At 71.7% G+C, this 16,643-nt stretch carries 16 protein-coding genes; 11 read left to right on the forward strand and 5 right to left on the reverse strand.

The window, feature by feature from the left end; genetic code table 11:
• Positions 1-96: 96 nt before the first annotated feature.
• A complete protein-coding gene (locus tag QSK32_RS41055) occupies positions 97-2,676 on the forward strand; it encodes a putative bifunctional diguanylate cyclase/phosphodiesterase (RefSeq protein WP_285475003.1) in 2,580 nt (859 codons plus the stop codon).
• Between the two features lie 3 nt (positions 2,677-2,679).
• Positions 2,680-2,847: an SAM-dependent methyltransferase gene (locus QSK32_RS41060; protein WP_285475004.1), complete on the forward strand. Its 168-nt coding sequence runs from the start codon at positions 2,680-2,682 to the stop codon at positions 2,845-2,847.
• Here the strand turns inward: QSK32_RS41060 and QSK32_RS41065 are convergent.
• Positions 2,837-3,814, reverse strand: coding sequence for an STM4015 family protein (locus tag QSK32_RS41065; protein ID WP_285475005.1), 978 nt, complete (start codon positions 3,812-3,814; stop codon positions 2,837-2,839). The genes QSK32_RS41060 and QSK32_RS41065 overlap by 11 nt on opposite strands.
• A gap of 179 nt (positions 3,815-3,993) precedes the next feature.
• On the opposite strand from QSK32_RS41065, the gene QSK32_RS41070 reads away from it, so the two are divergent.
• The gene (locus QSK32_RS41070) at positions 3,994-6,132 is read left to right on the forward strand and encodes a hypothetical protein (protein ID WP_285475006.1); all 2,139 of its coding nucleotides are present in this window, start codon (positions 3,994-3,996) and stop codon (positions 6,130-6,132) included.
• An 87-nt stretch (positions 6,133-6,219) separates the two neighbouring features.
• Here QSK32_RS41070 and QSK32_RS41075 read toward each other — a convergent pair whose 3' ends face one another.
• Entirely contained in the window at positions 6,220-6,675 is a 456-nt protein-coding gene (locus QSK32_RS41075) for a hypothetical protein (RefSeq protein ID WP_285475007.1), read from the reverse strand.
• 226 nt (positions 6,676-6,901) lie between these two features.
• Here QSK32_RS41075 and QSK32_RS41080 point away from each other — a divergent pair, with 226 nt between their 5' ends.
• Positions 6,902-8,071, forward strand: coding sequence for a DUF2157 domain-containing protein (locus tag QSK32_RS41080; RefSeq protein ID WP_285475008.1), 1,170 nt, complete (start codon positions 6,902-6,904; stop codon positions 8,069-8,071).
• A 92-nt stretch (positions 8,072-8,163) separates the two neighbouring features.
• Here QSK32_RS41080 and QSK32_RS41085 read toward each other — a convergent pair whose 3' ends face one another.
• Positions 8,164-8,499: a cupin domain-containing protein gene (locus QSK32_RS41085; RefSeq protein WP_045743911.1), complete on the reverse strand. Its 336-nt coding sequence runs from the start codon at positions 8,497-8,499 to the stop codon at positions 8,164-8,166.
• 106 nt (positions 8,500-8,605) lie between these two features.
• Between QSK32_RS41085 and QSK32_RS41090 the strand changes: the two genes are divergently transcribed.
• Positions 8,606-9,712: a peptidase C39 family protein gene (locus tag QSK32_RS41090; RefSeq protein WP_285475009.1), complete on the forward strand. Its 1,107-nt coding sequence runs from the start codon at positions 8,606-8,608 to the stop codon at positions 9,710-9,712.
• An 8-nt stretch (positions 9,713-9,720) separates the two neighbouring features.
• Here the strand turns inward: QSK32_RS41090 and QSK32_RS41095 are convergent, their stop codons facing one another.
• The gene (locus QSK32_RS41095) at positions 9,721-10,239 is read right to left on the reverse strand and encodes a hypothetical protein (protein ID WP_285475010.1); all 519 of its coding nucleotides are present in this window, start codon (positions 10,237-10,239) and stop codon (positions 9,721-9,723) included.
• Between the two features lie 100 nt (positions 10,240-10,339).
• Here QSK32_RS41095 and QSK32_RS41100 point away from each other — a divergent pair, with 100 nt between their 5' ends.
• From QSK32_RS41100 to QSK32_RS41110, 3 genes are all read left to right on the forward strand, one after another.
• A complete protein-coding gene (locus tag QSK32_RS41100) occupies positions 10,340-11,026 on the forward strand; it encodes a TetR/AcrR family transcriptional regulator (protein ID WP_285475011.1) in 687 nt (228 codons plus the stop codon).
• Positions 11,027-11,031: 5 nt separating this feature from the next.
• Complete coding sequence (locus tag QSK32_RS41105; protein WP_045743915.1) at positions 11,032-11,577, forward strand: YciI family protein; 546 nt, start codon at positions 11,032-11,034, stop codon at positions 11,575-11,577.
• A gap of 93 nt (positions 11,578-11,670) precedes the next feature.
• Positions 11,671-12,582, forward strand: a complete 912-nt coding sequence (locus QSK32_RS41110; protein WP_285475012.1) for a dioxygenase family protein — start codon at positions 11,671-11,673, stop codon at positions 12,580-12,582.
• A gap of 172 nt (positions 12,583-12,754) precedes the next feature.
• Here QSK32_RS41110 and QSK32_RS41115 read toward each other — a convergent pair whose 3' ends face one another.
• The gene (locus QSK32_RS41115; RefSeq protein ID WP_045743917.1) at positions 12,755-13,105 is read right to left on the reverse strand and encodes a DoxX family protein; all 351 of its coding nucleotides are present in this window, start codon (positions 13,103-13,105) and stop codon (positions 12,755-12,757) included.
• Between the two features lie 90 nt (positions 13,106-13,195).
• On the opposite strand from QSK32_RS41115, the gene QSK32_RS41120 reads away from it, so the two are divergent.
• From QSK32_RS41120 to QSK32_RS41130, 3 genes are all read left to right on the forward strand, one after another.
• Positions 13,196-13,624, forward strand: coding sequence for a MarR family winged helix-turn-helix transcriptional regulator (locus QSK32_RS41120; RefSeq protein WP_052720672.1), 429 nt, complete (start codon positions 13,196-13,198; stop codon positions 13,622-13,624).
• A gap of 98 nt (positions 13,625-13,722) precedes the next feature.
• Complete coding sequence (locus QSK32_RS41125; protein WP_285475013.1) at positions 13,723-15,117, forward strand: metallophosphoesterase; 1,395 nt, start codon at positions 13,723-13,725, stop codon at positions 15,115-15,117.
• 206 nt (positions 15,118-15,323) lie between these two features.
• Positions 15,324-16,640, forward strand: coding sequence for a cation:proton antiporter (locus QSK32_RS41130; protein ID WP_285475014.1), 1,317 nt, complete (start codon positions 15,324-15,326; stop codon positions 16,638-16,640).
• Positions 16,641-16,643 lie beyond the last annotated feature (3 nt).

Below are 16,643 nucleotides of genomic sequence, written 5' to 3' on the forward strand. Positions count from 1 at the left end.
TCACGCAGGCGTACCCGCGAAAGAGCCGCCGGAGAAACGCCCGGCTGGTGTCGGGCAAGGGGTCAACAACGGGCCGCAACTGACGATCGTCAGGGTGTGAGCGAGGCGCCGCGGAGAATCCGCGTGCTGGGCGTGCTGGGGCTGTTGACGGGTGTGGCTGTCGCACTCGTGCTGCTCCGGCCGCCCGGAACCGCCGCGATCATCCACGCCGTGGCCGTGCTCTCCACCGCTCTGACCGCCCATGTCTGTTTCCGGATGATGCGGTACCCGGGGCTCGGCCCGCCGTCGCGGGCCTTCTGGCGACGCAACCTGATCGCCATCAGCACCATGACCGTCGCCGAGATCTGCGGCCTGATCGCGGTGCGGGAGCCCGCGGCGACCGGTCCCGGCACCCTCCTGCGGTTTCTCGCCGCGACCTGTTTCGCCTGGTCGCTGCTGCGGCTGTCGGCCCACGTGGACAGCGGGGCGCAGAAGGTCGCGCTCGGGCTGGACATCACCACGGTCACCGCCGGCACGATGATCATTCTGGGGCATGTGGTCCTCGCCGACGTCATGCGGGCCGGCGCGGGCATCCCGCCGCAGACGATGGGGCTGCTCATCACCAGCACCGTCGGGATCTTCCTGGTGACCCGGCTCGCTCTCGGCGGCGGCGGGCTGCTGCCACCACGGTCCCTGATCGCGATCGGGGCGGGCGCGTGCGCGGGTGGGATGGTGCCGCCGGTGGGCATGCTGCTGCTGGGCTGGGCCCCCGGCACTCCCGGCAGCGAGGCGCTGCTGATCGGTCCGCTGCTCGCCAACCTGGGCGTGGGGCTGACCGGTCGCTTCCAGCTCGCCGACGCGGGGACCGCCGCTGCCGCCGGCATCCCGGGGACCTGGCGCAGGATGCTGCCGTACGCGTCGGTCGTCGCCGTCGACGTGCTGCTGCTCGCCCGCCTGCACCACGACGACGACAGGCTGACGCTGGTGACGGTGGGGGCGGTGTTCCTGACCGGGTTGGTGGTGGCCCGCCAGATCGTCGCCGCCCGGGAGAGCGAGGTGCTGGACAAGCGCTTCCGGCTGCTGGTGCAGAACTCGTCCGACATCATCTCGATCTCCGACCCCGAGGGCCGGGTGACCTACTGCAGCCCGGCGATCCACCGGGTCCTCGGCCTGGCGGCGTCCGTCGCCGTCGGCACCCGGGTCGCCGACTGGTCCCACCCCGACCAGGCCGATGACCTGCGGGACTGCTGGACGAAGACGCTGAGTGGCCCGGGAGCCTCGGCTACCTGCCGGATCCAGGTCCGCAACAGTGCCGGTGAATGGCGCTGGATCGAGATCGTCACCTCGAACCTGCTGCACGAACCGAGCGTCGGCGGCATCCTTACCAACAGCCGCGACGTCACCGAGACGACCCTGGTCCAGGCGAAGCTGAGCCACGAGGCGACCCACGACGCGCTGACCGGGCTGGCCAACCGGGCGCTCTACACCCGGCGGGTGGAGGCGGCCGTCGTCGCCGGCGCGCCGTTCAGCATCGCGCTGGTCGACCTGGACGGCTTCAAGAACGTCAACGACACCCTCGGCCACGCCGCCGGGGACGCCCTGCTCATCGCGGTGGCCGAACGGATGACCGCGAACGTCCGGGCCAGCGACACGGTGGCCCGGCTCGGCGGCGACGAGTTCGCCATCCTGTTCGACGGGCTCACCGGCGCTCCCGTGGACCGGGTGCTGAACCGGATCGCCGAGGCGCTGCTGATCCCGGTCGCCGTCCAGGAGAAGCTGATCTCGGTGCGGGCGAGTTTCGGCGTGGCCGACGCCGACGGCGGTGACGTCGACGAACTGCTGCACAACGCGGACATCGCGATGTACGCGGCGAAGGTCCGCGGCGAGGGCGGCCACGTCCGGCACCGCGCGGGCATGAGCATCCAGGCCCGCCACGACACGGCCGGACCGCTGCGGACGGCGATCGACGACGGTCAGCTGGTGCTGCACTACCAGCCGGTCGTCACGCTGCCGGACGGGCGCCCGGCCGGCGTCGAGGCCCTGGTCCGCTGGCAGCACCCGGAGCGGGGGCTGCTCGGTCCCGGCGAGTTCGTCCCGCTCGCCGAGGAGACCGGCCTGATCGTCGCGCTCGGCGCATGGGTGCTGCGCGAGGCGGTACGCCAGACCGCCGCCTGGAGCCTCGACCACGGGGACGCGGCGCCCGGCACGGTGGCGGTCAACGTCTCCGCGGCCCAGCTGCGCGAGGACGGCTTCGCCGCGGAGGTGGCGGCGGTGCTGCGGGACGCGGGCCTGCCGGCCGCCCGGCTCTGCGCCGAGATCACCGAGAGCACGGCGATCGGCGGCGGCGCCACCGCGCAGAACCTGACCGCGTTACGGGAACTCGGCGTGCGGCTGTCGCTGGACGACTTCGGCACCGGCGCGGCCACCCTCAGCACGCTCGCCGCCTGCCCGGTCGACCAGATCAAACTGGACCGCTCGTTCGTCGACGGCCCGGACGCGATCCCGGAGGCGGTGATCCAGCTGGCGCACGCCCTCGGCATCGAGGCCGTCGCCGAGGGCATCGAGACCCCGGAGCAGGCGGACCGGCTCGCCCGCCTCGGCTACGAGCTGGCCCAGGGCTACCTGTTCGCCCGGCCGATGCCCGCCGCCGCACTGTCCGCCTGGTTGCCGGTAGCGTCGTCACATGGACCGGCCTGAACGGTGACGCCGCCCGCCGTCCGTACCCGCGACGAGATCGCCGCACTCCTCGACGGCTGGGACCTGCTGCCGTCCGGCCTGGTCCCGATCAGTCAGTGGCGGCCCGGCCCGGACGACGCACCCGCGGCCGCCCTGAGCGTGCTCGGGGCGGCCGGCCGGCTCACTCGCTGATGCTGATGTAACGCTCGTCGGAGTCGCCGTCGACCCCGAGCTGCGGGTCGGAGGTGTCCACGTCCACGCCGGCCAGCTGCTCGTCGAGCTGCGCGGCCATGTCGTCGGTCAGGAAGTGGTGCTCCACGGACAGCCGCCGCAGGTGGGTCAGCGGCTGCCCGGCGAGCAGTGCCTCCGCGCCCGCGTCGGAGAGCGCGCCGAGGGACAGGTCGAGCTCCTCGAGGCGGGCCACGACCGGGGCGTGCGACACCGCGGCGGCGACCTCGTCGGCCAGCTCGGCGTTGCGCAGGCCGAGGTAGCGCAGCTTGGGCAGCCGGTCCCCGGCCAGCACCCCGGCCAGGTCGTCGACGATGGTGGCGCTGCCGCCGTACCACTCGGTGCCCAGGTACAACTCCAGGTGCTCGAGGGCGGGCAGATCGCTGGCGCCGACACCCCGCGCCACCGGGCCGGGCAGGCCGCCGCCCTCGAACACCAGACGGCGCAGGTGCTCGTGGCGGACCGCGGGGAACTCCAGGCCGTCGGAGCCGCGGACCTGCAGATGCTCCAACCGGGGTGCGGCGGCCGGCAGCGGCGTCACGTCGGCCTGGTGCACCCAGGAGATCTGGGCGGCCCGGTCGATGACGTCACCGACGAACAGGGCCCGCAGCCGTGGCATCTTCGCAACCGCCGCGGCGATCCGCTCGATGTCCGGGGCGTCCTCGTCGCCGTCCGCGATGATCAGGGCGGTGGCGACGTCGCCGTACTGCGCGACGAACTCGTCCAGGTCCATGCCGCCGCTCAGGTCGGCGATCTCGGGCCGCTGCCGGCGGTCGTCCGCGCAGGTGGAGCAGGGGCAGCCGCCGCTCCACAGGCCGCCGTAGCTGAGGCGCCAGGCGACGGCGGCGGGGTCGGGGGTGTCCGCCAGACCGGGGAAGTACTCCAGGGCGGGCAGGCCGGCGAAGGACCGCAGATGGTCGTCGTTGTCCATGGCCGGGCACGATAACAGCGCCCCCCGACACCTTCGGCCCGGACGCCCGCAGGGTCGCATGGGGAGTGTCCGATCTCGATGCTCTGGCGGGGTGATACTGCCCTCAACGGCGGGGGACGGACCAGGCTCACCGAAGGTCATACAGTGATCGCGATAAGTCAGACCTATCGGGGAGTCTTGTGCTTAAGCGTTATCCCGTACCCCTCATCGCCATCCTCGCACTGATCCTGTCGTTCGCCGTGACGCCGGTGACCCCGGCCGCGGCGGCCGTCGTGACGCCCGCCGCCGGGCAGTACGTGCCGCTCACCCCGGCCCGCATCGTGACCAGCACGCTGGTGACCGCCGGCAGGATGCTGACGTTCAACCCGCTCGGTAAGGGCGGCGTTCCGGCCAGTGGTGTCGCCGCGATCGCGTACCAGTTGCACGCGGCGGGCACCGGCAACGGCACACTGACCGCGTTCCCGGCCGGCAACAACACCCCTGGCACGTCCGATGTGAACTTCGTCGCGGGGGAGACGGTCGACAACGCCGTCATCACCAAACTCGGCACCGGCGGCCAGGTCTCGATCACCAACGGCGCCACCAACGGCGCGTCCGCCACCGTGTACATCGACGTGGTCGGCTATTACACGGCCGCCGGCTCCACGGTGACCGGTTCCACGTTCGTGCCTCTGAAGCCGGTCCGGATCGTCAACGGCGGCACCACCACGACCGGTGGCACCCTCGACGTGGCGCCGCTCGGCACCGGTGGCGTTCCGCACAGCGGCGTCACCGCCGTGGTCGCCCACGTCACCGCGCAGTCCGGCACGGCGGGCGCGTTCCTCGCGTACCCGAACGGGATCACCCGCCCGGGCGCCTCCGACCTGCACTACGGCACCGGCGGCCGGTACACCGCGCAGACCACGGTGAAGCTCGGCGCCGACGGCACGTTCCGGATCTACACCACCACGGCGGCGTCGCTGTGGGTGGAGATCGTCGGCTACTACCAGGACGCCACCGGCTCGGCGACCGGCTCGCTGTTCACCCCGGTCACCCCGGCCCGGCTCCCGGGCACGCGGCCGACCGTCGCGGCCGACTCCACCGGCACCTTCTCGCTCGCCGGCGTCGGCGGGGTGCCCGCGACCGGCGTGTCCGCCGTCGCGTTCAACGTGACCGCGTACTCGGAGACCGGCGCCGCGGCGGGAGGCCTCAGCGTCTACGCCTCCGACGAGAGCACCCCGGTCGCGCGTCAGCTGTCCTACCAGGCGAACACCCGCCGCTGGCCCACCCAGCAGACCACCCACCTGGGCCAGGACGGCACGTTCGCGGTCCGCAACGTCGGTGCGGGCGCGGTCGTCATGCTGTTCGACGTCCACGGCTATTTCACCCCCACCGGGGTACGCGCCAGCCGGCTCCCGTGGAACTCCGGTGTCAACCCGCAGGGCCAGAACACCGCGCGGGCCAACCAGTTCGCGGAATTCCGTGGCGCCGCCGTCGACAACGTCACTCTGTTTCCGAAGCGCGACAACTGGGACGTAGCACTCGAGGACGCGGCCCAGCTCGTCGTGAACGGTCTGCCGGACGGCTTCAACCCCACCCGTGACGACCTGATCATGACGCTCCCGCTGTGGCCCGGCGGCGGCGTCAACCACGTCGGCTTCACCGGCACCCAGGCCCAGTGGCAGAAGATGGCCACGACGATCGCGAGCGGGGACCCCAACGCGTACGTACGTCTCGGCTGGGAGATGAACCTGGGCGGGTACTGGGCGCTCACCGAGGACAACCAGGCGGACTGGCAGGCCTCGTTCATCCAGGCCGTCCAGTGGATGAAGGCGGCCGCACCCGGCCTGCAGTTCGTCTGGAACCCCAACAAGGGCCACGACCAGACCTGCAGCAACGAGTGCAGCCTGCAGGTACTGGACGAGGTGCACGAGTACATCGACGTGTACGCCATCGACTCGTACGACTCGTGGAACCCCGACCTCGGCGATGCCGGCCGCACCGAGCATTACGACGGCTACCGGCGTCTCAACGAGTCGCTTGCCATTGCTGTCAAATACGGCAAGAAGTTCGCGGTCGCCGAGTGGGGTGTCGCCTGTACCGAGCACACCAACCCGGATCCGCAGCTGGACTGCCAGTGGCTGGGCAACTCCGGCGGTGACAACCCGCAGTACATCGAGGACTACATGAACTGGTTCGCGGCCCACGCCGGGGACCTGGCCTTCGAGTCGTACTTCGACGAGCCGGCCGACTACATCCGCTCGGCCCTGAGCGTCACGCCGCTCGGGCCGCTGGCGCCCGCGGCGTACCAGGCGAAGGTCGCCGCCAACCGGATGTGACCCGCCGGGCGACAATGATGTGACGAATGCCGCCGGGGCATCGGAGGGAGATCTCCGATGCCCCGGTCCGCCACGGAGAATATTTTGTCATTCCTTGGCGACGGTGAAATAGGCCTTCACCGTCGCGGTTCCCGAATAATGGACGTCGCACGTCAGTTCGTCCGGGGCCTCGCACGTGATTTCGTCGTCGTCGGTGTCCCACGGGTGATTCCAGTAGATCTCGACGTCGCCGTACTTGGTCCGGTAGACGACGGTCGCCTCGGTGCCGCCCTGGTGCCCGTCCGACCGGGAGCCGAACGACGCCTTGCCGTTCTTCTTGATTTTGGCGGGCGGCCGCTTGGTCCACTCGCCCTCGTCGAGTTCGAGCTGTGAACCGACCAGCTTGAGCTGTACGGGACTTTCGTTCGTCACGTACGCCAGGACCTTCCGGCCGCCCTGGTCGGCGTGTGCGATCCCGGGCAGTGCGCCGATCGTCCCGACGGCCACGAATGCCGCGGCTCCGGCACCTCGGATCAGTCTGCTGCGGAATGGGGACATGGTCATGTGACGTCCTTTCCTGGGACCGGCTCATCGGTTCCCCATGACCCCATCACGGCGATTGACCGCACCACAATGTCGTTACCTCGAAAGGGCGTACCGCTCTGTCCGGTAATGATCTGGTCAACAATTCCACCGACATTGACGTCATTCTTTTCGGAAGATCCTCCGCGAGGGGTGGCGTGGCCTTGGCATGATCATGCGCGTCGAACCAGTGGGTGGAGGAGACGAAGTGGACCAGCCCGAGGATCAACCGGCGCCGCCGGACGAGCGCGCCGGCGAGCCCGCGCCCATGTCCGCGCCCATGTCCGCGCCCACGTCCGCGCCCATGTCCGCGCCCACGTCCACGCCTGCGTTCGAGCCGGTGTCCGAGCCGGTGGACAGCGGGCGGCTGAGTGCCGCTCTCGACCGGCTCGTGGGGCGCGGCGAGATCACGTCCGCGCAGGCCGGGGCGGTGCTGAGGGAGTACCGCGGCCCCGGCGACGCGCTGCGGGGCCCGGGACTGCGGCGGCAGCTGGGGGAGATCGCCGGGTATCTGGGGGCCTCGTTCGTCGTCGGGGCGGTAGCGCTGTTCCTCGGCGAGGAGTGGGAGGTGCTGGGGCGGCTGGGCCGCGTCGCGATCCTGGGCGCCATGACGGCGGTGCTGTTCGCCGCCGGTGTGGCCGTGCGGTGGCGGGCGGCGGCACCCGGTGCCCGGTGGTGGCGGCCCTGGCCCGGCGACAGCGTGCGGCGGCGGCTGGCGAGCACGCTGGTGACCGGCGCGGCACTCGCGGCCGGCGTCGCCGTGTACGCCGGCTTCGACGCCGACCCGGTCAGCTTCTCGCCGCCCGCCTATGCGCCTCTGCTGGCGTCGGCGGTGGGGCTCGCCATGGTGATCCTGGGATACCTGCTGGCCCGCAGCGCGCTCGGTCAGCTCGCCGCGGCCGTCGGGGCGTTCTGGACCATGGGGAACCTGCTCGACGTGCTGAACCTCGACGACATGGCGGCGTACGGTGCCGGATCCCTGCTGCTGGGCCTCGCCTGGGCGGGTCTCGCCTGGCAGCGGCTCGCCGTCGAGCACCGGTTCGCGCTGGCGATCGCGGTGACGTTCGGCCTGCTCGGCGCGCAGCTGATCGTCGGCGGTGACACCGGGGCTCAGAACCATCTGGGGTACGCGCTGACGGCGCTCGTCACCGGCGCCTGTTTCGCGGCTTACGCGCGGCTCCGCGAATGGGTCGTGCTGGTCGGCGGGGTCGTCGGCGCCACCCTCGTGGTGCCGGAGTTCCTGTACGACGTCACCGGTGGCGCGCTCGGCACCAGCGGCGTGATGCTCGTCGCGGGTGTCACCCTGCTCGGCGGCAGCCTCGCCGGTCTGCGGTTGCGCAACACCACCACCGAAGCCGCCGCCGTCACCGACAGGTGACGGCGGCCCGGACGGGCGGCTGCCGCAGTCGCGCAGCCGCCCCAGTCGCGAGCCGGTCTCCGTGGGGCGTCTGTCTCAGTAGGGCGGCTGTCTCAGCCGCGGGGCACGACGACGGTCAGCAGCACGGCGGAGTCCTCGTCGGCGAGGAGCTCGTGTCGTTCCCGGGTGACGATGACGTGGTCGCCGGTGCCGCCGGTCCAGGACTGCGTCGCACTCTTGACGGTGACCCGGCCGGTGAGCACCTGCAGCGTCGACTCGCCGGGGCTGTTGTGCTCGGCGAGGTGCCGGCCGGCGGCGAGGGCGATCACGGTCTGCCGCAGGTGGTGCTCGTGGCTGCCGTGCAGGGTGTGCGCGCTGCGCCCGCTGTGCGCGGTGCGGGCCTCGTCGAGGAGCCGGGTGGCCAGGTCGGTGAGCGCTGTCGACTGCATGGGTTCTCCCGGGGTCGGTAGGGGACGAGGCCCCATTCTCGCCGGACCGTCCCGGCCGGACACGGGCCGAAGGTCACGGCTGTGACCGCTCGGCGACAATGCTCGAATGATCACGCCCTTCGACCGTTCAGCAGTCCCGGCGGACCTCGTCCGGCTGGCGCCACCGGACGTGCTCCGGCGGTGGACCGGACCGGACCGTGGCTACCACGATCCGCGCCTGGTGGTGACCGTCGACGCCGACGGCACGTGGACCGGTGCGGCGCTGGTCACGGCACGCCCACGCACGGCGTACCTCAAGATCGTGGATGTCGTGGGTGTGGTGCCGCCGGTGTGTGACGAGGTCGTGGCGTATGCCCGCCGGTCCGGAATGGTGCAGATCAAGTGGGAGGGCTGGACGGCCGGTCCGGCCACCGGTTCCACCGCGACGGCCGGTCCGGCCACCGGTTCCACCGCGACGGCCGGTCCGGCCACCGGTTCCACCGCGACGGCCGGTCCGGCCACCGGGTTCACCGCGATGTTGCCGCCGCTGCCGTCCGGGCCGGGCAGCGCCGAACCGGGCGTCTCCTATGTACGCTGGCTCGCCGAACCGTCGGTCCGGGAGTCCCGCTACTACCGGCAGACGCTCGACTTCAGCTGCGGGGCGGTGACCGCGCTGACCGCGGCGATGCGGGCCGGTGACCTCGACGCCGCCGCGTTCGGCCCGGACGCCGAGGTCGACTTCTGGCGTGCCGCCACCAACTTCATGGCCTGCGAGCCGGTCGGCCTGGGCGTCGCGGTCCGGCGGGCCCGCCCGCACGTCCCGGTGCACATCGACCTGGACACCGACCAGCCGGTGATGCTCGGCCATCTGACCGAACGGGATCAGCAGTGGCGGGCCCGGCTGCAGAGGCGCTCTCGCGACGAGGCGGCGGAGGCCGGTGTGCCGGTCGAGTCCCGGCGGCTGCCGATCGACGAGGTCACCCGCCTGACCCGGGCCGGAACGGACGTGCTGCTGCTGATCACCGCCGACGCCCTGCACGGGGTGGCGGTGCCGCACTGGCTGCTCTGCCACGGCACGGCCGGCGACACGGTGGTCACCGAGGACCCGTTCGTCACTCCGGGGATCGGCGAGAGCTGGGTCGACGGGCACCTGCTGCCGATCGCCGCCGCCGACCTGGACGCGATGGCCGCGATCGACGAGGGCGGCCACCGGGGCGCGGTCCGTCTGGGCTGACGCCGGGCTCAGGCGAGGGCGGTGACGGCCAGGACGAGGGCGGCCCCGGCGAAGACGACGGTGTTGCGGACGTACTGCTGGATCCGCACCCAGGCGGGGAAGCCGCTCTCGGCGGCCTTGAGCAGCGCGGGCACGTCGACGCGCAGCAGCACCGGGTCGCCCTTGCGCCGGAAGGCGGCCCGCACCGAGTCGGCGGCGGTCAGGTTGCTCCACACGATCAGCCCGTTGCCGAGCAGGACGAGCGGCATGACGATCCAGCCGAGTGTCTCGCCCCAGGGGTTGCCGGCCAGGTTGAGCGCGGCCAGGGTGACCATGACCGCGGCGACGCCGGCGGGGGCCGCCGTCTCGTGGCCGGAGGCGTCGAAGCTGATGCCGTTGTCGGCCAGGACCGTGCCGGGCACCCTCTGACGGGCGAGTTCGGCCTCGGCGGCGGCCGCGGCGGTGGTGCCGTAGCGGTGGCGTACCACGGGGATGCTGACGAAGGCGACGGCGATGAGCAGTTGCAGGATGGCGGCGAGTGTCGGCACGGGGCTCCTCAACGGTTCGTCTTGAACTAAGTACAGGACGACCGTAGGACGCTCCTGTACTTAGTTCAAGGGATTTCCTGAACTTAGTACAATCGCTGGCATGGCACGTGACGCCCTCAGCCGGGACCAGATCATCCAGAGCGCCGTCGACCTGCTCGACGCCGAAGGCCTGGACGGCCTGAACATGCGGGCCCTGGGCCAGCGGCTCGGCGTGGCACCCACCGCCGTCTACTGGCACGTCAAGAACAAGGACGACCTGGTGACCCTCGCCGGCGACCGGGTCTGGACCGAGATCGCGCCACCCGACCCGGAGCGGACCGGCTGGCGGGCCGCCGCCACCGCGATGGCCACCGACCTGCACGCCATGTTCAGCAGGCACCCGTGGCTGGTCCAGGCGTTCGGTACCCACCTGTTCTACGGCGAGGGCAAGGCGCGGTACGACGACAACAGCCTCGCCGTGTTCGAGGCGGGCGGATTCACCGGCGCCGCCGCCGACCAGGCCGCCGGCATGATGTTCACCTTCGTCCTCGGCAACGTCCTCGGCGCCGCCGCAACCACCACCCTGACCCGCCGGCTGACCCGCAGCGGCCGCGACGCCGAGGAGGAGATCGCCGGTGCCGTCGCCGCGGCGACCGCGATCGCCCAGCGCTACCCCCGTCTGCGGGCACGCCTCGACACCGCGGCCACCGCCTACGACGCCGCACCCGCGCAGACCTTCGAAACCGGCCTGCGTGTCCTGCTGGCCGGCCTGGAGTCCGAACGCGATCGCGGTCGGATGGAAAGCTGACGGGCATGGAGTTCCTGTGCTACCACCGCGACCGGCCCGGCTCCCTGGCGTTGCGTTACGAACTGGGGGAGGCGCACTGGGCCTACATGGACGGCTTCACCGATGCGCTGATCGCCCGCGGGCCCACCCTGGCGTCGGACGACACCCCCACCGGCAGCGTCCACATCGTCGACCTCCCGGACGCCGCGGCGGCCCGCGCGTTCGCCTTCGACGAGCCCAACTACCAGGCCGGGGTCTACCGGGACGTGCTGCTGCGGCGGTGGCGCAACACGCTCGGCCGGACCATGTGGGACTTCCCCGGCGAGGCCGACGGCGGCGACCGCTACCTGGTCCTGGGCCTCGGTTCCGGTGAGCCCGCCGACCTCGCCGTGCCGTCGGATCCGAAGGATCTCATCGCGTACGGGCCGCTGCTCTCCGACGACGGCGCGACCTGGCTGGGGACGGCGGTGCTGCTGGCCGCCCCCAGCCCGGAAGAGGCCGCCGCCGTCCTGACCCGAAGCCGCTACACCACCGTCGAGGCGCACCGCTGGCGATTCGGCGGCCGCCGATAGCCACAGGTGCCCACAGGGCGTTCCTACCGCATTCATAGATCGATTGGCTTTCATGTTCCGGAATCGGAGAACGATCCGGAACTGGAGGTAACAATGCGCGAAGAACAGAGCAATGCGGAGTACGTCCGGGAAGTCCACGACAAGGGGTTGCGGTTCGACCGGAAGGCACTGACCCGGCGGGGCCTACTGGCGGCGGTCGGCGGGGCCGGCGCGCTGGCATTCATCGGCCGGGCTGTCGTCGGCGGCGACGCGTCGGCCGCCACCGAGGACGCGACCTGTCTCGAAGAGGTGGCGTCCGAGACGGCCGGGCCCTACCCGGGTGACGGGTCGAACGGGCCGGACGTGCGGATCGAGGACGGGATCGTGCGGCGGGACATCCGGTCGTCCTACGGCGACTCGTCGACGGTGGCCGAAGGCGTACCCCTGGAATTCTCCCTGGTCGTGCAGGACCTGGAGTGCAATCCCCTGGTCGGGGCGGCTGTCTACGCCTGGCACTGCGACCGGGAGGGCCTGTACTCGCTGTATTCGGACGGGGTGACCGACGAGAACTACCTGCGCGGCATCCAGGTCACCGACGACACCGGCACGGTGACCTTCACCAGCATCTTCCCCGCCTGCTATCTGGGGCGCTGGCCGCACATCCACTTCGAGGTGTACGCCAGCCTCGACGACGCCACCAGCGGTGCCGGCCCGATCCGCAAGACGTCGCAGATCGCGCTGCCCGAGGACGTCTCCGACACGGTGTACGCGGAGGCCGACGGCTACGAGCTGAGCGTGTCGAACATGGAGCAGATCACCCTGGAGACGGACAACGTCTTCGGGGAGGATTCCGCCGAGCACCAGATGGCGACCGTCACCGGCGATGTGACCAGCGGTTACGTCGCCACGCTGACGATCACCGTCGACCCGGAGAACGAGGAGGAGACCGGCGGCGGCGCTCCGGGCGGCCCGCCGCCGAGCAGTTCGCCGTCCGTGTCCGCGTCGGCGTCGGCGTCGGCGGAGTAAAGCCGTCGGAGGGTAAGCCGTCGAAGGGGCGCCGCCGGTGCATGCTCGATCACGTTGCGGTTGATCGATCGCACCGCCGGCTCCCCGGCCCGGCTGGCTCCCCGACCCGGCCCGCCCCGGCGGAGGATGCGGGTTTCCTGGTGCACGCCGGTATGAGAAGGGCACGGGCGCGTCATGCTGAGGCGACGGCCAGCCCGAGGGTGAGCGCGGCGAGGGCACCGAGCACGGCCGCCATCGGCATGCCCTGGTAGTCGCGGACCCGCAGGTGGGCGACGACCGCGCCGCCGAAGTACAGCACCAGGCCGGTCGCCGCGGCTATCCCCAGCGGGCGCCACGCGATCCCGCCCCACAGTCCGAGTGCACCCGCGACCTGCAGCAACCCCAGGGGCAGGAACCACGAGGTGGGCACGCCGACCGCGCTGAGAATCCCGGCGACCCGCTCCACGCCGCGGATCTTCGCGGTGGCCGAGGCGACGTTGGCCAGTCCGTAGACGACGGCGACGACGGTGTAAGCGATGGACATGACTACTCCAATGATCTGTTCGCTCGAATCGTTGGAAGCTTACAACGATTGCTCGCGGCCAACAATCCGGCCGTTGGTATCATGAGTCCCATGACAACGACCGAGTTGGGCGTGCTCCTCGCCGGCCGCGGTGCGGTCGCCGGCGGCCGGGTCCGCAACGCCCTCGCCGGCCACGGGCTGACCCAGCGGTCACACTTCACGCTCACGCACCTCGCCGGCGGCCCGGTCGGCCAGCAGGCGCTGATCGAGCTGCTCGGCGTCGACCCGAGCGCCCTGGTCGCCGTCCTCAACGAGCTGGAGAGCCTGGGCCTGGCGTCGCGAGACCGCGATCCGGCCGACCGCCGCCGGCACATCGTCACCATCACCGGCAAAGGCACCGAGGCTCTCGACGCGGTCGGCACCGCGCTGACCGGCGCCGACGACGACCTGTTCGCCGCGCTCTCCGCCACCGAGCGCGATCAGCTCGCGCAGTTGCTGCACAAGGTCGCCGAGACGGAAGCCTGCGGCGCCGGCGACTGACGGCCCTCAGGTGAAGAACGGACGGTGTCACTTCCCGGGGGCGGACCGGGGAGGGCCGGGGGAGGTTCCGGAACGACGGCGCGCCTACCCTCGTACCGGTGATCATCGTTCTTCTGCTGGCCCTCGTGGCGCTGGCTGTGCTCGGGTCGGGCCACTGGTATCTGTGGCGCCGCCTCATCCGCGACACGACCCCCGCCGGATCGGGGCTGCGCCGGGCCGGCACGGCACTGTTCGCCGCCGGGCCGCTTCTCGCCGTCGGTGCCCTGATGGGTGAGCAGCTCGCCGTTCCGCTGCTGGTCAAGCGAGTGCTCGCCTGGCCCGGCTACCTGTGGCTGGCACTGTTCCTCTACCTGTTCCTCGCGGTGCTGGCCGGCGAGGTGATCCGTCCCCTGCTGACCTGGTGGCTGGAACGCCGCGCGACGACCCGGCCCGCGTCGTCACCGACACCGGCGGCCGTGGCGCCGGCATCGGCGGCCCTGGCTTCGACCGGGCCGCACGCGGAGGCGGAGGCCACGCCGCCGGCCGGGGCGCAGCCCACGACTCCGCCCGAGACCCCGCTTGCGACCCTGCCCGAGACCCCGTCCGCGATCCCGTCTGCGACTCCGCCCGAGACCCCGCTTGGGATCCCGTCTGCGACCGTGCCTGCAACCCCGCCTGCGCCGCCGGTGTTGTCGCGGCGGGTGTTCGTGTCGCGCGTCGTCGGGGGAGCGGCAGCGGCCGTCGCCGTCGGTACCGTCGGAGCAGGCGCCTACGGAGTACTGAACGGCCCGTCCGTCAAACGCCTGACCGTCCCGCTCGCCCGCCTGCCCCGAGCCGCCCACGGCCTGCGGATCGCCGTCGTCAGCGACGTCCACCTCGGCCCGGTGCTCGGCGCCGGGTTCTGCCGGCGGGTCGTCGACACGATCAACGGCACCCAACCGGACCTGATCGCCGTGGTCGGCGACCTGATCGACGGTGACGTCGAGACGCTGGCCGGTTCCGTCGAGCCGCTGCGCGGACTGCAGTCCCGGCTGGGGACGTTCTTCGTCACCGGCAACCACGAGTACCACTCCGGCGTCGAGCCGTGGGTGGCCAAGGTCCGTGAACTGGGCATGCAGCCGCTGCGGAACACCCGGGCCGAGCTGCCGTACCTGGACCTGGCCGGGGTCGACGACGTGGCCGGCGAGTCCGACGGCGGTGGCCCGGACTTCGCGGCGGCCCTCGACGACCGGGATCCGTCGCGCGCGCTGGTGCTGCTGGCCCACCAGCCGGTGGTCATTCACGACGCGGTCACGCACGGCGTCGACCTGCAACTGTCCGGGCACACCCACGGCGGTCAGCTGTGGCCGGGCAACTACATCGCCGCGGCGGCCAATCCCACCAACGCGGGGCTCGAGGCGTACGGCGACACGCAGTTGTATGTCAGCCGCGGCGCGGGCGCCTGGGGCCCGCCGGTCCGTGTCGGCGCCCCGTCCGACATCACCGTCGTGGAGCTTGCCTCCCGTCAGGCGTGACCGCCGCGTCCAACTGCATCGACGGAAATGCGATACGAACCAGTGCCTGCCGCCCCGTGCGGTGGCCATTTATATATCGCATTCCGTCGATGTGGTTCTGCCTGGTTGGACGGCCGAAACGGCCATCCGGGGAATGGTAGTCATGAATGGAACCGTGGCCGGCCCGCGGATCTGTTCGCCACCACGACCCGGACAGGCAGGTGCCCGTGCACGCCGAGACTCCGTTGCCGCCGCTGGGCGGCACCGCCCTGACCCTGCTGCTCCTCCAGATCGCCGTCCTGCTCGGCCTGGCGCTGCTGCTCGGGCGGCTCGCGACCCGGCTGGGACTGCCCGCCATCGTCGGTGAGCTGACCGCGGGGGTGATCGCGGGACCGTCGCTGTTCTTCTGGCTCGCCCCGGGCGCCGCCGGCTGGCTCTTCCCGCAGCAGCCCGGGCAGGCGCACCTGCTGGACGCCGTCGGCCAGTTCGGTGTGGTGCTGTTCGTCGGCATCACCGGCATGCAGCTGGACATGGCCCTGGTCCGGCGGCGGGCGGCGACCGCGGCCGGGGTGAGCCTGCCCGGCCTGCTGATCCCGCTGGGCCTGGGCATCGGCGCGGGCCTGCTGCTGCCCGCCGCGCTGATCACCGAGGGCACCGACCGGACGATCTTCGCCCTGTTCCTCGGCGTCGCGATGTGTGTCAGCGCGATCCCCGTCATCGCGAAGACGCTGATGGACATGAACCTGCTGCACCGCAACATCGGTCAGCTGATCCTGATGAGCGGCACCATCGACGACGTCCTTGGCTGGCTGGGGCTGTCCCTGGTGACGGCGATGGCGACGGTCGGCCTGACCGGGGCGGGCGTGACCCGGGCGGTGCTGTCCCTGCTGCTGTTCATCACCTTCGCCGCGCTGCCCGGCCGGCTCGCCGTCCGGTTCCTGCTGCGCCGCACCCTGCGGTCCGAGTCGGCGGGGGTGACCGTCAGCGCCGCCGTCGTGATCATCCTGCTGTTCAGCGCGGTCACCAACCTGCTCGGCCTGGAGGCGATCTTCGGTGCTCTCGTCGCCGGCATGCTGGTGGCGTCGGCGGGCACCGAGGTGCTCACCCGGATGGCCTCGCTGCGGGCGGTCGTCACCGCCGTGCTGGCGCCGATCTTCTTCGCGGTCGCCGGCCTGCGGATGAACCTCGCCGCCCTCGCCGATCCGCAGGTGCTGCTGGCCGGGGTGATCCTGCTGGCGATCGCGATCGTCGGCAAGTTCGCCGGGGCGTTCGTCGGTGCCCGGTTCAGCCGGCTCAACCGCTGGGAGTCCCTGGCTCTGGGCGCTGGCATGAACGCGCGCGGCGTGGTCGAGGTCGTGGTGGCGATGGTCGGGGTCCGCCTCGGCATCCTGAGCACCGCGATGTACACCGTGATCGTGCTCATCGCGATCGTGACGTCGCTGATGGGGCCGCCCATCCTGCGTGCCGCGATGGCCCGGGTCGACGTGGACGCGGACGAGGTGCTGCGGCGCGAGAAGGACGAGCGGCTCAACGCCGTGCGGTGAACC

The sequence above is a fragment of the Actinoplanes sp. NBRC 101535 genome (assembly GCF_030269225.1).
Taxonomy (GTDB): domain Bacteria; phylum Actinomycetota; class Actinomycetes; order Mycobacteriales; family Micromonosporaceae; genus Actinoplanes; species Actinoplanes rectilineatus.